Consider the following 13,428-nt stretch of genomic DNA (forward strand, 5'->3'; position numbering starts at 1 on the left):
GGCAGATGCCTTTCACCAAGAGGCGTTTACGGATGCAGCAACAGCACCATGCATTGGCCGCCTTCCCGAAGGGCCGATGCATGTGGCGGGCGCACGATCAAGGCCCCGGCCTCGGCGAAAATCCGCATCATCGAGGAATCTTGCTTCGGAAAGCTGGTCACCCAAAGCCCATCCGCCGAATCGACCCGCAATTGGGCACGCAGATAGTCCTGTCGCTGATCGTTGGCGGGAAGCGCTGTTGCCGTGCGGGCGTGCTTGAGGCGCTGCGGCAAAGTGCGATGGCCGAGCTTGGCAATCAGCGGTTCGAGAAACAGCAAGCTACAGACCATGCTGGAGACAGGATTGCCGGGCAGGCCCAGCACATGCATCGGTCCAAGCTTACCCACCATCAGCGGTTTGCCCGGGCGCATGGCGATCTTCCAGAAATCCAGCACCATGCCCGCATCGGTAAGCGCGGCCTGCACCAGGTCGTGATCGCCGACCGATGCGCCGCCGGTCGTCACCAACACATCCGCACCTGCCGCCTCCGCCTTGCGGATGGCCGCGACGATGGCGTCATGATCATCAGGCACGATGCCGAGATCCAGCACATCCGCGCCCAAATTTTCGGCAAGGGCGGCAATGGCAAATGTGTTCGAAGCGATGATCTGGCTTGGCCCCGGCGCAGTACCAGGCGTAACCAGCTCGTCGCCAGTGGCGAGAAGGGCGATCAGCGGCTTGCGATAGACCAGGGCATTTGCATGATTGCCGCTTGCGGCCAGCATCAGCTTGGCAAAATCCAAAGCCTTACCTGCCGGAATCAAAACCGTGCCTTCAGCAAAATCCTGGCCGCGAGGCCGGATATGGCGTCCTTGCACAGCAGCGAATGTGGTGCGGATACGAAGGCTCTTTTCTGCCGGTTCCGTATCTTCCTGAATGAGGACGCTATCGGCGCCCTCTGGCACCGGGGCGCCGGTAAAGATCCGCACGCATTGACCGGCGCCTACCCTGCCATCAAAGCCGTGCCCGGCCGCCGATTGGCCGACCACGGACAATTCAGTCCCCGGCGAGAGGGCATCTTCGGCCCGCAGCGCGTAGCCGTCCATGGCCGAAGCATCGAAAGGCGGCTGCGTCAGCCGAGCTGCCATATCCGCTGCGAGAATGCGATTGCGGGCTTGGCGGAGCGGCAGAATTTCGGTGTCCTGCAACGGGCTCGCAGACGCCAGCAGTCTGGCTTGGGCCTCTTCCACTGGCAGCAGCGCCATTATATGGCCTCCGGATGACGAAACGGGCCGGATTTTCCGCCGGTCTTTTCAACCACCCGAACTCCGCCGATCTCCATGGTCTTGTCGGCGGCTTTTGCCATGTCGTAAATCGTCAGGCAGGCAACCGAAACGGCAGTCAGCGCTTCCATCTCGACGCCGGTCTTGCCGGTCAGTTTGACGGTTGCTGTGACGCGCAGGCCGGGCAGGGTGGTGTCCTCGGTGATGTCGACACTGACCTTGGTCAACATCAATGGATGACAGAGAGGGATCAGGTCTGCCGTGCGCTTGGCGGCCATGATGCCGGCCAGCCGTGCCGTGCCGATCACGTCGCCCTTCTTGGCGTTGCCGTCGCGGATTAACGCCAGCGTTTCCGGTGCCATGCGGATATGACCCTCGGCTATAGCGACCCGCACGGTCTCGACCTTGTCGCCGACATCGACCATATGCGCTTCGCCCGCAGCACCGATATGGGTCAGGCCGCTCATTCGGCGGCTATGCGGTCGGACGCACCGGTCAACAAGGCCTTGGTTGCGCCAGTCACATCGTCCTTGCGCATCAGGCTTTCTCCGACCAGGAAAGTTTCGATGCCGGACTTTTGCAGGCGAAGGCAGTCTTCGTGAGTGAAAATTCCGCTTTCACCAACCAGCAACCGATCTGCAGGAACCATGGCGGCCAGCCGTTCGCTGACGGCAAGATCGACCTCGAACGTCCGCAGATTGCGATTGTTGATGCCGACGAGCGGTGAGGCGAGTTTCAGCGCCCGCAGCATTTCCTCTTCATCATGTACCTCGATCAGCACGTCCATGCCGAGCGCCAGGGATTCCCCTTCCAGATCTGCGGCTTCAGAATCCGACAAGGATGCCATGATCAGCAGGATACAATCTGCGCCCCAGGCACGCGCTTCATGCACCTGATAGGCCTCGAACATGAAATCCTTGCGCAGCGCCGGAAGTGTGCAGGCCGCCCGGGCTGCGACCAGAAAGTCCGGCGCGCCCTGAAAGCTTGGAGCGTCGGTCAGCACGGACAGACAGGCAGCCCCACCCGCCTCATAGGCTTGGGCCAGCGCAGGCGGATCGAAATCGGGACGGATCAGGCCTTTTGACGGGCTGGCCTTCTTGATTTCAGCAATCAGTCCGAAACTGCCAGCAGCCTGCTTTGCCCGCAATGCCTTGTAGAAGCCACGTGCCGGTGGCTGGTCGGCGGCGCGGGCCTTGATCTCGTCCAGCGGTACGGCATTCTTGGCTGCCGCGATTTCCTCGCGCTTATAGGCTTCGATTTTTTTCAGGATGTCACTCATGCCGAATGTTCTCCATTGGAGACGTTAATCAATGTCTCCAGCCGTTTCAGGGCAGCGCCGCTGTCCAACGATTGCGCGCCGAGCGCCATGCCGTCTGCCAGCGTGGTGGCTTTTCCGGCAATCACCAGGGCCGCGGCGGCATTGCAGAGCGCCACGTCGCGATAGGCATTTTTCTCACCTTCAAGAACAGCGCGCAAGGCCTTGGCATTATATTCGCCGTCGCCACCCTTCAGGGCGGCCAGCTCAACCTGTTCCACGCCAAAATCTCCGGGCGTCAGCTCAAAACTGCGGATCTTGCCCTGTTCGAGCGCCGCCACCTGCGTCGTTCCGGTCGTGGTGATTTCATCAAGGCCATTGCCATGCACGACCCAGATGCTCTCGCTGCCCAGGTCACGCAGGGTCTCGGCTAGCGGTATCACCCATTCAGGCGCATAGACGCCGAGCAACTGCTTTTTGACGCCAGCCGGATTGGCGAGCGGTCCCAGAAGGTTGAAAATGGTGCGCGTGCCAAGTTCCACCCTCGCCGGGCCGACATGGCGCATGGCAGAGTGATGCAGCTGGGCAAACATGAAGCCGACGCCAGCCTCCGATATGCAGCGGCCAATGACGGATGGATCGATATCCAGCTTGACGCCCAGTGCAGTCAGACTATCAGCCGCACCGGATTTCGAGCTGAGCGCCTTGTTGCCGTGCTTGGCGACCGGAACGCCCGCGCCTGCAACGATCAAAGCCGCCAGCGTCGAGATATTATAGGTGCCGGTTCCATCTCCGCCCGTTCCAACGATGTCGATGGCATCCGCGGGTGCGATGACAGGCAGCATCTTTTGACGCATGACGGTGACCGCGCCGACAATCTCCGGCACGGTTTCGCCGCGCATGCGCAGGGCAATCAGGAAGCCGCCAATCTGGGCAGGCGTTGCCTCTCCCGACATCAGGATATTGAAGGCGTCTGCCGCCTCATCCCGTGTCAGTGCTTGCCCGCTGGCGACCTTTGCGATGAATGGCTTCAGCCCGTTCATATGCTTCGCCCTCCCGGCGGTTCAGCGTGTGATGGCCTGCTGGGCCAGCGCCTGATTGATGGTGACGCCATATTTGGTCTGGAGCTGGTTGACCATCTGATCGAGAATATCGTCACCGGCGGATTTCGCCAGCGCGGTAATCTGGCTTTCCTGCTGGTCTACGACATCGCCGGTCGGCTGGGTGTTGACATCCGTAACCTTCAACAGGATCTGGGTCATCGGATCGGCACCAACCGCCGAGCCTACCGTGCCGGAAGGTCCACGGAATGCGGCCTGGACGGCGGCAGGGCCAAGCACCGGATCTTCGGTATCGCGGCGAAGACCGGCCTTGGTCTCAACGCCGATGGCCAGTTCAGTCGCGAGATCAGCCAGTGCCACTCCCGTATCCGCCTTGGCCTTCAACTGCTCCACCTTGGCGCCCAGCGCTTGTTTCTGCTGCTCGGTGGTCCAGTCGGCAACGGCCTTGTCCTTGACCTCGTCCAGCGTTCTCTCACGAGACGCATCGATGGACGTCACGTCGAACCACAGATAGCCATTTCTGCCGATATTGAGCGGCAGGGGCTCTGCACCCGCTTCGGTTTCGAAGACTGATTTCAACAGATTGGCTTTTTCCGGCAGATTTTCTGCGGCCTTGCCGGTCTTGTCCTGTCCCTGAGCATCGATACCTTCAACCTTGATGGCTTTCAGGCCAGCCTTGGTGGCGGCTTCCTCGAGGCTCGAACCGGAGGCGCGCATATCCTCAAACCGGTCATGCACGTCATTGATCTGCTGGGCTGCGGCATTGGCGGCAAGATCAGCGCGAATCTGATCTTTGACTTCGTCCAGCGTCTTCGTGTGGCTTGGCTTGATGTTGCTGACCCGCAGAATAACCGGGCCGAAGGCGCCTTCAACGACAGGTGTCGTATCGCTGTCCTTTGCGACTGCGAATGCGGCATCTGCCAGTTTCTGGTCGGGAATATCCGCCCGGGTGAAATCACCCAGCAGCACATCTGTCGCCGTCTTGCCCTGGTCGGCCACCAACTGATCGAAGGTCTTGCCATTCTTCAGCGTCTGAGCAGCGGTTTCGGCCAGTTCCTTGGTCGGGAACGTCAATTGTTCCAGCGTCCGCGTGCCGGCCACTTCGAATTTCTTGAGGTTGGCGTCGTATTCCTGCTTCACCTGCTCGTCGGTCACGGCTTTCGGATCGGCGATATCGGCAGGCTCCAGTTTTACATAGGAAAAGCTGCGATATTCCGGCGCGCGGTAGCGCGATTTCATCGTGTTGAACCAGGTTTTCAGAACCGTGTCGTCCGGTGCCTTGATCGGGTCGATATTGGCAGTGGTCAGCAGCAGGTAGTCAATGCTGCGGCTTTCCTGGCGATAGAGCTTCAGCGCATCAACCAACACCTTCGGGGGGACAAACCCTTCCGCCGTCGCATCGACGATCTGGCTGCGAACCGCGACCTTGGAGCGCTCGGTGATATAATCCTGCTCGCGAATGCCGGAATTGCGCAGCCGTGAGGTGAACAATTGCCGGTCGAACTGGCCATTGGTGTTCTTGAAGGCCGGATCGTCACCGATCAACTGCGCCAGGCGGTCCTGGGAAAGGCCGAGATTCATGTCCGAGGCCAGCTGATCGAGGGCCGCACCCGCGACAAGCTGCTGGTAGACCTGCGACTCGATGCCGAGCGAACGGGCCTGCTCGCTTGTCAATTGCGTGCCGAAACGGCGGCTGAGATCGGAGATCTGTCGCTGATAGGCGAGGCGGAATTCGTTGGAATTGACGCTCTGGCTGCCGACCTTGATGACCTTGTCCGACGTGTCGCTCATGATCGAGCTGGAAATGCCCCAAATCGCGAAGGACGCGACAAGCAAAAGAAGAAGCCCTTTTGCCACCCAGGTGCCGGCAGCTTTTCTCAGGATCACGAGCATCGGAACGAAAACCTCATCAATATTCTTCGCCGGATGCGAAGCAGTCGCCGTTGCTTAAAGCAATCCCTGAACAAATTGAAGGCTTTCTTGATGGAAAACCCCAATGCCATGGCATGAAACCTGTCATTTGCAGGCTGGCCCACGAAAAAGCCCGGCGAATTGATCGCCGGGCTTTGCATAAGGCAGGATATTGCCGATCAGCGCTTGGCGACGGGCAGGTAGTCGCGCTTGGGTGCGCCGGTGTAAAGCTGGCGCGGACGACCGATGCGCTGCTGCGGATCTTCGATCATTTCGTTCCACTGCGCAATCCAGCCGACGGTGCGGGCGAGCGCGAACAGAACGGTGAACATTTCCGTCGGGAAGCCGAGAGCACGAAGCGTAATGCCGGAATAGAAATCGACATTCGGGTAGAGCTTCTTCTCGATGAAATATTCGTCGCTCAAGGCGATCTTTTCCAGCTCGAGCGCCACCTGCATCAGCGGATCGCCGGCATTGCCTGTGGCTTCCAGCACTTCATACATGGTCTTCTGCATGATCTTGGCGCGCGGGTCGTAGTTCTTGTAGACCCGGTGACCGAAGCCCATCAGGCGGAACGGATCGTTCTTGTCCTTGGCGCGGGCGATATATTCCGGAATCCGGTCAACCGTGCCGATTTCGCGGAGCATGTTCAGGGCCGCTTCGTTGGCGCCGCCATGGGCAGGGCCCCAAAGGCAGGCGATACCGGCCGCGATGCAGGCAAACGGATTGGCACCCGAAGAGCCAGCCAGGCGCACCGTGGAGGTGGAGGCGTTCTGCTCGTGATCTGCATGCAGGATGAAGATCCGATCCATGGCGCGGGCCAGAACCGGGTTGACCTTGTATTCCTCGCAAGGCACGGCAAAGCACATGTTGAGGAAGTTGGCGGCGTAATCCAGATCGTTCTTGGGATAAACGAAAGGCTGGCCGATGTGATACTTGTAAGCCATGGCGGCGATGGTCGGCATCTTGGCGATCATCCGCAGGCTGGCAACCATGCGCTGGTGCGGATCAGTGATGTCGGTCGAGTCGTGGTAGAAAGCCGACAATGCGCCGACCGTACCGACCATGACTGCCATCGGATGGGCGTCGCGACGATAGCCTGAGAAGAATTTCGACATCTGCTCATGCACCATAGTGTGATGCGTGACGCGGTGATCGAAGTCTTTTTTCTGAGCAACTGTCGGCAGTTCGCCATAGAGCAGCAGGTAGCAGACTTCCAGGAAGTCGCCTTTTTCAGCCAGCTGTTCGATGGGGTAGCCGCGGTGCAGCAGCACGCCTTCGTCGCCGTCGATATAGGTGATTTTCGATTCGCATGATGCCGTGGAGGTAAATCCGGGATCATAGGTAAACTTGCCGGTATGCTTATAAAGAGCGCCGATGTCGATAACATCGGGGCCGATCGTGCCGCTTCGCACGTCAAGATCGACGGCCTTGTCCTCAATCTTCAAGTTTGCGCTTTGTTCCGTCATGGTGATCCTCCGGATATAGGCGGGAGACGCAGCTTTCGCCTCGTCCCAGGTTAAGCGTTGCAATTAGCTATATGATCCAGAGGTTAATGCCAAGCTATCCAAAGGACAAAGTGTGCATTGCAATAAATCGGCACTTGCATTGCAGGCATGCGTTATTGCCAGAACTGCTTTTCTTGGTTTACACCCCCTTTCTCCTACAGCTTTTGATTGATAGTCTGCCGTTAGCGGCAAGGTAAGTTTTGTTGCCGAATTATCATAAAAGCAATTTTCAGGGGCCTCGCCGCTCGTTTTCAGCGCTTTGAAGGCGTGTGGCATTGCAGGGCACCGGGGCGACGGCAGGATCGATGCCGGATACGGCGGAATGGGAACTGGTCAGGCAAAAAGAGGCGCGTCCGGCGCGCGGCTTGCCATGGGATAGTCGCTCTTCCAAAACCCTGTTTGACGAGGTTCTACGGCGTCCGCACATAGACCCGGAGGACGAGGCGGAAGCCCCTGATTTCGAGGGCCACTTCAGCGCATCGCCGCTTCTGGTCTCCCGCTGGCAGCGCCTTCTGCGTGCTCTCCACCGGGATGTTCTGCAGGAGCTTGCCTATGGTCGGACATTTCTGTTTTTACCCGTTCTGCTTGGTCTCGGTGCGATCTGGTGGCTTACCCGTCCGCAGGACCTTCCCCGTCTGCCGATCTTCCTGACTTTTTGTGCAGCCGGAGTGGTCTGGCTGCGGGTTCGTTACCGTCATCCTGTCCTGGCCGCCGTCTGCGGCATTGCAACTCTCGGTCTTGCTGGCATGTTGCTAGCCGATGTGCAAACCGCGCGTCTGGACACGATCATCATCGACAGTGCAGTGACGACGGTGGTGCGCGGCAAAGTGGTTTCGGTAGAACCAAATGCGGACGGCAATCAAAGATATGTGATTGCACTGCATCAAACGCGCTACCCTAGTCTCAAGCGTATGCCACAGCAGGTCGCGCTTCTGGCCCGCGGCAAGCATGTTCCCTTCAACCCCGGCGACTGGATTGAGGGCAGGGCGCGGCTCTCCCCGCCGTCCGGACCGGCTTTGCCGGGCTTGAACGATTTTGCCTTTGCCTCCTATTTTGCGGGCACCGGGGCAATCGGCTATTTTTACCAGCCACCCAAGCCATTTCTGCCGGGACCAGAGATAGCGCCACCGGATTTTTGGGAGCGTGCCGGAATCAAGCTGGATGAAACGACACAGGAATTGCGCAATGGCATTTCTGATCGTATCAGGGCCATCGTGCCGGGCGACGCGGGTGCGTTTGCCGTGGCGATTGTGACCGGCGAGCGGCGCGGCCTTTCGGAGGAGGCCAATAACGATCTTCGCGTTTCCGGCCTTGCCCATATCATCTCGATTTCCGGTCTGCATATGGCACTGGCCGGTGGGCTGTTCTTCGTGGGGATCCGGCGGCTCCTGAGCCTTGTGCCTGGCATGGCGGAGGCCCGCTCGATCAAGAAGATTGCCGCAGCAGGGGCGATAGCCACCACGACCGGCTATTTTCTCATTTCCGGCTACGACATTGCCGCCCAGCGCGCTTATCTGATGATGGTTATCATGCTGTCGGCGGCTTTCTTCGACCGACCTGTGCTCAGCCTGCGCAATGCCGCGCTGGCGGCTATCCTTGTGATTCTCCTCTCGCCGTCCCAGGTCATGGGACCGAGCTTGCAAATGTCCTTTGCAGCCACCTTTGCCCTGATCGCCGGCTTCGACCTTTGGCGCCAGCGCCCAAGAATGCCTCCCATCCTGCCGGCGATCCCGGCGCTGACAGTGCTGAAGCCGTTGATGACGCTGGTCAGCGGCATTCTGATGACCTCAGCACTTGGCGGTTTTTCCACAGCGATGTTTTCAGCGGCGCATTTCCACCGGGTCGGATTGCATGGGTTGGAGGCAAATCTCCTGGCGGCTCCCCTTATGTCGATGCTTGTCATGCCAGCGGCGATGATCGGCGTGCTGCTCATGCCGTTCGGTCTGGACCAATGGCCGATCCAGTTGATGGGGCTTGGCCTTGAGGGCGTGTTGATGATTGCCAGCAAGGTCGCGAGCTGGGGGACTGGCTTCACCTTCGGCCGGTTCGAGTGGTGGTTTCTGCCGGTCTCGGCAGCCGGCCTGCTGATACTGACCCTGATGAAGACGCGGCTGAGGCTGATTGGTGTGGCGATGATGCTGACGGCGTTTGGCTATGAGGCGATAAAAACCGATCCGCCACTTCCCGATCTCGCTATAACCGAAGATGGCCAACTGTTCGCTCTCTTTCGGACCGACGACCGCGATGTTTTGACCGTTGCCACCAACAAGAAGCGTCCGCCGAGTTTCGTTTTCAACCAATGGCGCTCAGTGCTCGACATTGCCGATCCGATTGCGCCTGAAATATTGCCCAAGCTGGCCGCTGTCGAAATGGAAACAAGCCAACAGGGCGCGGGGAAAGGCGAGGACAAGGCGCGGGAAGCAACGCGGGCCGGAAAAACAAAGACGGGTGGCCAAAAAACCAAGGGAAGAGAGCCGGTAGAGCCGCAACAGGCGATGGCGGAGATGACGACGGCAAAGGATAGGGCCGATAAAAAACCTGATCTTTTCCATTGCCGAACTGATGCTTTTTGTCTCGCGAGGCTCAGCAATGGTTGGACAGTCAGCCTGGTGCAGAACCGCGACTACAGCCAGGCCGCTTGCGCCCTGTCCGACCTGATCGTTTCGACTGAGGCCGGTCGTGATGCCGAATGTAAGGCGCCGATAGCATCCACTATTCCCTCAGAAAAAACCGAAACCACCGTTACCCGGGAGCCTACGGAAGACGCGACTGGGGCGGACGTTGAAATTGAACGGATCATGGCCGATGGTAACATGCTGCCATCTGACAACAGCAGCCCGTCCGTTCGCTCCCAAACGATCAGCCGAACGCAGGCGGGAGACATTTCTGCAGCCAGTGCAACGACGGTACCGGGGCAGGGTATTGCAGTGCCCACGGATAGCCAACTGAAGGGCGGCGCCTCAAACTCGGACCAGAATTCCCCGTCCCTAATAGAATCGGGCGAACCTCTGGCCTTCTTGCAAACTGAGAAGGCCGTTAGCGCTGGACCGATGCTGTCACGTCCCCCGAAAGTCCTGACTCGTAACGATCTGCGACGGTTCGGTGCAATGGAGATCACGCTTGGTGATCCCGCCACCCGAACGCTGCATATCGTTACGGCATTTCAAAATCAGTATCGGCCCTGGACCCGCCATCGCTATTTCGACTGGCGCAGCAATCGTTATGATCGACCGAATGGTCCGGTCCACGACAATGTTCCATCTGCTGCCAGCGACGACCTCCAGTCAGGCGCCGGAGATGTCAGCGAGCTTAGTGATAGCGACGAATAAGACCGACAAGCTTGCCCTGAATTTTTACCCGGTCCGGTCCGAAAATCCGTGTCTCATAGGCCGGATTGGCAGCTTCCAGCGCGATGGACGCCCCACGGCGGCGGAAGCGTTTCAAGGTGGCTTCCTCATCGTCTACCAGAGCAACGACGATATCACCCGGATTAGCCGTGGTCGCATTGCGGATGATCACCGTGTCACCATCGAGAATGCCGGCTTCGATCATCGAATCGCCTTTGACCTCAAGGGCGTAATGTTCGCCGCTGCCCAGCATTTCCATCGGCACGGAAATGTCATGGGTGTTGTTCTGGATAGCGGAGATCGGCACGCCTGCCGCGATACGGCCCATGACAGGTATGGATGAGGAATTGCGTACTTCCTCGACCGGTTTGGCCGGAGCGGATGGCACTGCCTGCAACTTGCCTCGGCTGCCTTCGATGACGGATGGCGAAAATCCCGTACGCCGAGGCGGTATGCTGGAGGTCATGGCCTCCGGCAGTTTGATCACTTCCAGCGCCCGAGCTCGATTTGGCAAGCGACGAATGAAGCCGCGCTCTTCCAAAGCGGTGATCAGCCGGTGAATGCCGGATTTGGAGGCGAGGTCCAGAGCGTCCTTCATCTCATCGAAGGAGGGCGGCACCCCAGACTCCTTCATGCGCTCGTGTATAAACAGCAAAAGTTCCTGTTGCTTGCGAGTCAGCATTGGGACCTACCCTTTGAATTATGAAACAAATACAGAACATACGCTATCTGTTCCAGTTGTGTTCCGCAAGTCCTTCTTGCAAATTTCCTTTGAAGACGCAGCGAGAAGACGGCTTTGAAGAGGGGCCGGACGAGAATCATCCTCTGAATACGGGAGGTTGAGAGCCTCGTATCGCCCAGGAAGTCTTTACCGTCTTGTCCTGATGCCTGCCGTTGGGCACAGGTAGAAAGAGAGAGAAAATGAATACTAACAAATTGCAGAATGAAATTTGATGGCAAGCCTTTGCAGCACGGATATCCGACGATAAAACAACGACAATAATCTGTCGTCGAGCCTGATCGGGGACATTGTCGCCCCCAATCTGGCTTGATATCAGTGGCTTACAGCATCGCGACGGCAATTTCCGCTGCAAGACGCGCGTTGTTTTCCACCAACGCGATATTGGTGGTCAGGCTGCGGCCGTCGGTGAGGTGATAGATTGCGTCGAGCAGGAAAGGCGTCACGGCTTTGCCAGTGATTTCCTCGCGTTCAGCCGCGGCCAGCGCCCGACCAATATAGATTTCCATTTCCTCGCGCGCGATTTCCTCTGCTTCCGGCACGGGATTGGCGATCAACATGCCACCATCAATGCCCAATTGGTCGCGTACCTTCTGGAAATTGGCAATTGCCGCCGGGCTTTCCAGTTTGAGTGGGCTTTTCAAACCTGATTCCCGCGACCAGAAGGCTGGAAATTCGTCGCTGTCGTAAGTCACGACAGGTACGCCACGGGTTTCCAGGACTTCCAATGTCTTGGGAATATCAAGAATAGCTTTTGCTCCGGCGCAGACGACGATGACAGGGGTGCGGGCCAGTTCTTCCAGGTCCGCTGAAATGTCAAAGCTTTCTTCTGCGCCACGATGCACGCCGCCGATGCCGCCGGTGGCAAAAACCGAAATATTGGCGCGGGCGGCAGCGATCATCGTCGCGGCTACCGTGGTAGCGCCGGTGCGGCGTTCGGCAATGGCGTAGGCGAGATCGGCACGAGAGACCTTCAGGACATCAGTCATTTGCGCCAGTTTTTGCAACTGATCTTCTTCCAGCCCGATATGTAAAACGCCTTCAATCACGGCGATGGTCGCCGGGACCGCACCACCGTCGCGAATGATTGCCTCCACGCTTTGCGCCATCTCGACATTTTTCGGATAGGGCATGCCATGGGTGATAATGGTGGATTCCAGAGCGACAATAGGCGCATTGCGCGTCTTGGCCGCAGCCACTTCGCGGGCGTATACGATGGGCAGGAGCGGAGAAATCGAACGGGTCATGATCGGGAACTCGTTTGGCGGGAAAGGGCGCGCGGCTCGCCAACAAGGTCAAGGCGCGCGGCGAGGCGATCTGCGGTGAGGTCCTCGTCTGTTGCCCTGTCAGATAGCAGGGTCAGGCCAGCCAAGGCAACACCGTGGCGCAGCGCCAGCGGCAAGGAACTGTCATTCACTCTTTGCGAAAGCACCCCCGCACAAAGCGAATCGCCAGCTCCGGTCACGTCGGCCAGTGCGTCCAGTGGCGGCGGGGTCAAGGCATAGTCACCGCTTGGATCAAAGGCCACGACCGGTCCCGCACCATTGGTGACAACGCCGCCATGGAGGCCTTTGGCGCGAAGCAGATCCGGCCAATCAGAAGGGTCATCCGGTTTTGTTCCAGCCAGAACCGCTGCTTCAGCGCTGTTGAGAAACAGCATATCGAATCTATCGAGGCAGTCGGCGTATCGCACCACTTTGGCCGGTGAAATGCCGATCCCGGCCAAAGGTTTGGCAAGCTCACGCGCCATGGCCGCAATCGCCTCCAGCGTCTCTTGCGGCAGGTTGGCATCAACCAGCACAAGGCGTGTGGTTTCGAAAGCCTCGCGAACGGCGCGTACTTTCAGCCGGCGTGGCGAGAACAAGCGGTAGAGCTCCATATCGGCCAAGCCGATCACCAGATTGCCGTCTTTTTCCAAAATAGCAGTGTAGCTTGGGGTGCTCCGATCCAAAAAGGTGAAGGGCCGGTCGTCGACGCCAGCCGCTTCGGCGGCGACCGCCACCCGTTGGCCAAGCGCATCGCCGCCGCGGGGGCTGATCATGGCAACATTCAATCCAAGTCGTGCCAGGGCGCGCGCCGCGTTGAAGCCGCCGCCGCCCGGTTCTTCCAGCCATCGCCCCGGATTGCTGGCGCCAGCAATGGTTTCCGCATCGATGCGTCCGCGCCGATCGATATGCGCGCCGCCCAGAACGAGAATGTCGAGACTCATACCTGCCAGCCTCCTGGAAACAGTGGAAATTCGAATCGCGAAGGCGTCATTCCGAAGGGGGCGATGGGCTGAAAACCATCTTCTCTTAACGGCCAATGCTATGGAAACATTAAGAGAACACCCGTCAGATTAAAAA

At 58.8% G+C, this 13,428-nt stretch carries 10 protein-coding genes; 1 reads left to right on the plus strand and 9 read right to left on the minus strand.

The annotated features are described in order from the left end of the window. Positions 1-26: 26 nt before the first annotated feature. From IEI95_RS16690 to gltA, 6 genes are all read right to left on the minus strand, one after another. Entirely contained in the window at positions 27-1,244 is a 1,218-nt protein-coding gene (locus IEI95_RS16690; RefSeq protein WP_194416789.1) for a molybdopterin molybdotransferase MoeA, read from the minus strand. Further along, entirely contained in the window at positions 1,244-1,729 is a 486-nt protein-coding gene (gene moaC / locus IEI95_RS16695; protein WP_194416790.1) for a cyclic pyranopterin monophosphate synthase MoaC, read from the minus strand. The genes IEI95_RS16690 and moaC overlap by 1 nt, the downstream gene beginning before the upstream one ends. After that, positions 1,726-2,541, minus strand: coding sequence for an indole-3-glycerol phosphate synthase TrpC (gene trpC / locus IEI95_RS16700; protein WP_194416791.1), 816 nt, complete (start codon positions 2,539-2,541; stop codon positions 1,726-1,728). The genes moaC and trpC overlap by 4 nt, the downstream gene beginning before the upstream one ends. Continuing rightward, positions 2,538-3,560, minus strand: coding sequence for an anthranilate phosphoribosyltransferase (gene trpD / locus IEI95_RS16705; RefSeq protein ID WP_194416792.1), 1,023 nt, complete (start codon positions 3,558-3,560; stop codon positions 2,538-2,540). The genes trpC and trpD overlap by 4 nt, the downstream gene beginning before the upstream one ends. 21 nt (positions 3,561-3,581) lie before the next feature. Beyond that, positions 3,582-5,471, minus strand: coding sequence for a peptidylprolyl isomerase (locus IEI95_RS16710; protein WP_194416793.1), 1,890 nt, complete (start codon positions 5,469-5,471; stop codon positions 3,582-3,584). 197 nt (positions 5,472-5,668) lie between these two features. After that, positions 5,669-6,958 carry a citrate synthase gene (gene gltA / locus IEI95_RS16715; protein WP_015916260.1) on the minus strand — a complete coding sequence of 430 codons (1,290 nt, stop codon included), beginning with the start codon at positions 6,956-6,958 and terminating at the stop codon, positions 5,669-5,671. A 308-nt stretch (positions 6,959-7,266) separates the two neighbouring features. On the opposite strand from gltA, the gene IEI95_RS16720 reads away from it, so the two are divergent. Next, the gene (locus IEI95_RS16720) at positions 7,267-10,326 is read left to right on the plus strand and encodes a ComEC/Rec2 family competence protein (protein ID WP_194416794.1); all 3,060 of its coding nucleotides are present in this window, start codon (positions 7,267-7,269) and stop codon (positions 10,324-10,326) included. On the opposite strand, the gene lexA is transcribed toward IEI95_RS16720, so the two are convergent. The 3 genes from lexA to IEI95_RS16735 form a co-directional block, all read right to left on the minus strand. Then, positions 10,307-11,026 (minus strand): transcriptional repressor LexA, encoded by a 720-nt coding sequence (gene lexA / locus IEI95_RS16725; protein WP_060717064.1) that lies wholly within the window; start codon positions 11,024-11,026, stop codon positions 10,307-10,309. The two genes, IEI95_RS16720 and lexA, sit on opposite strands and share 20 nt — an antisense overlap. 380 nt (positions 11,027-11,406) lie before the next feature. After that, positions 11,407-12,330, minus strand: a complete 924-nt coding sequence (locus IEI95_RS16730) for a pseudouridine-5'-phosphate glycosidase (protein ID WP_015916257.1) — start codon at positions 12,328-12,330, stop codon at positions 11,407-11,409. After that, complete coding sequence (locus tag IEI95_RS16735; RefSeq protein WP_156538107.1) at positions 12,327-13,292, minus strand: carbohydrate kinase family protein; 966 nt, start codon at positions 13,290-13,292, stop codon at positions 12,327-12,329. The genes IEI95_RS16730 and IEI95_RS16735 overlap by 4 nt, the downstream gene beginning before the upstream one ends. Between the last annotated feature and the right edge of the window lie 136 nt (positions 13,293-13,428).

It is taken from the genome of Agrobacterium vitis, from assembly GCF_014926405.1.
GTDB lineage: Bacteria > Pseudomonadota > Alphaproteobacteria > Rhizobiales > Rhizobiaceae > Allorhizobium > Allorhizobium vitis_H.

Coding starts and splice junctions, on each gene's coding strand:
- lexA (WP_060717064.1), bottom strand. CDS start 11,026: ATGCTGACTCGCAAGCAACAGGAACTTTTGCTGTTTATACACGAGCGC.
- trpD (WP_194416792.1), bottom strand. CDS start 3,560: ATGAACGGGCTGAAGCCATTCATCGCAAAGGTCGCCAGCGGGCAAGCA.
- trpC (WP_194416791.1), bottom strand. CDS start 2,541: ATGAGTGACATCCTGAAAAAAATCGAAGCCTATAAGCGCGAGGAAATC.
- moaC (WP_194416790.1), bottom strand. CDS start 1,729: ATGAGCGGCCTGACCCATATCGGTGCTGCGGGCGAAGCGCATATGGTC.
- IEI95_RS16735 (WP_156538107.1), bottom strand. CDS start 13,292: ATGAGTCTCGACATTCTCGTTCTGGGCGGCGCGCATATCGATCGGCGC.
- IEI95_RS16690 (WP_194416789.1), bottom strand. CDS start 1,244: ATGGCGCTGCTGCCAGTGGAAGAGGCCCAAGCCAGACTGCTGGCGTCT.
- gltA (WP_015916260.1), bottom strand. CDS start 6,958: ATGACGGAACAAAGCGCAAACTTGAAGATTGAGGACAAGGCCGTCGAT.
- IEI95_RS16710 (WP_194416793.1), bottom strand. CDS start 5,471: ATGCTCGTGATCCTGAGAAAAGCTGCCGGCACCTGGGTGGCAAAAGGG.
- IEI95_RS16730 (WP_015916257.1), bottom strand. CDS start 12,330: ATGACCCGTTCGATTTCTCCGCTCCTGCCCATCGTATACGCCCGCGAA.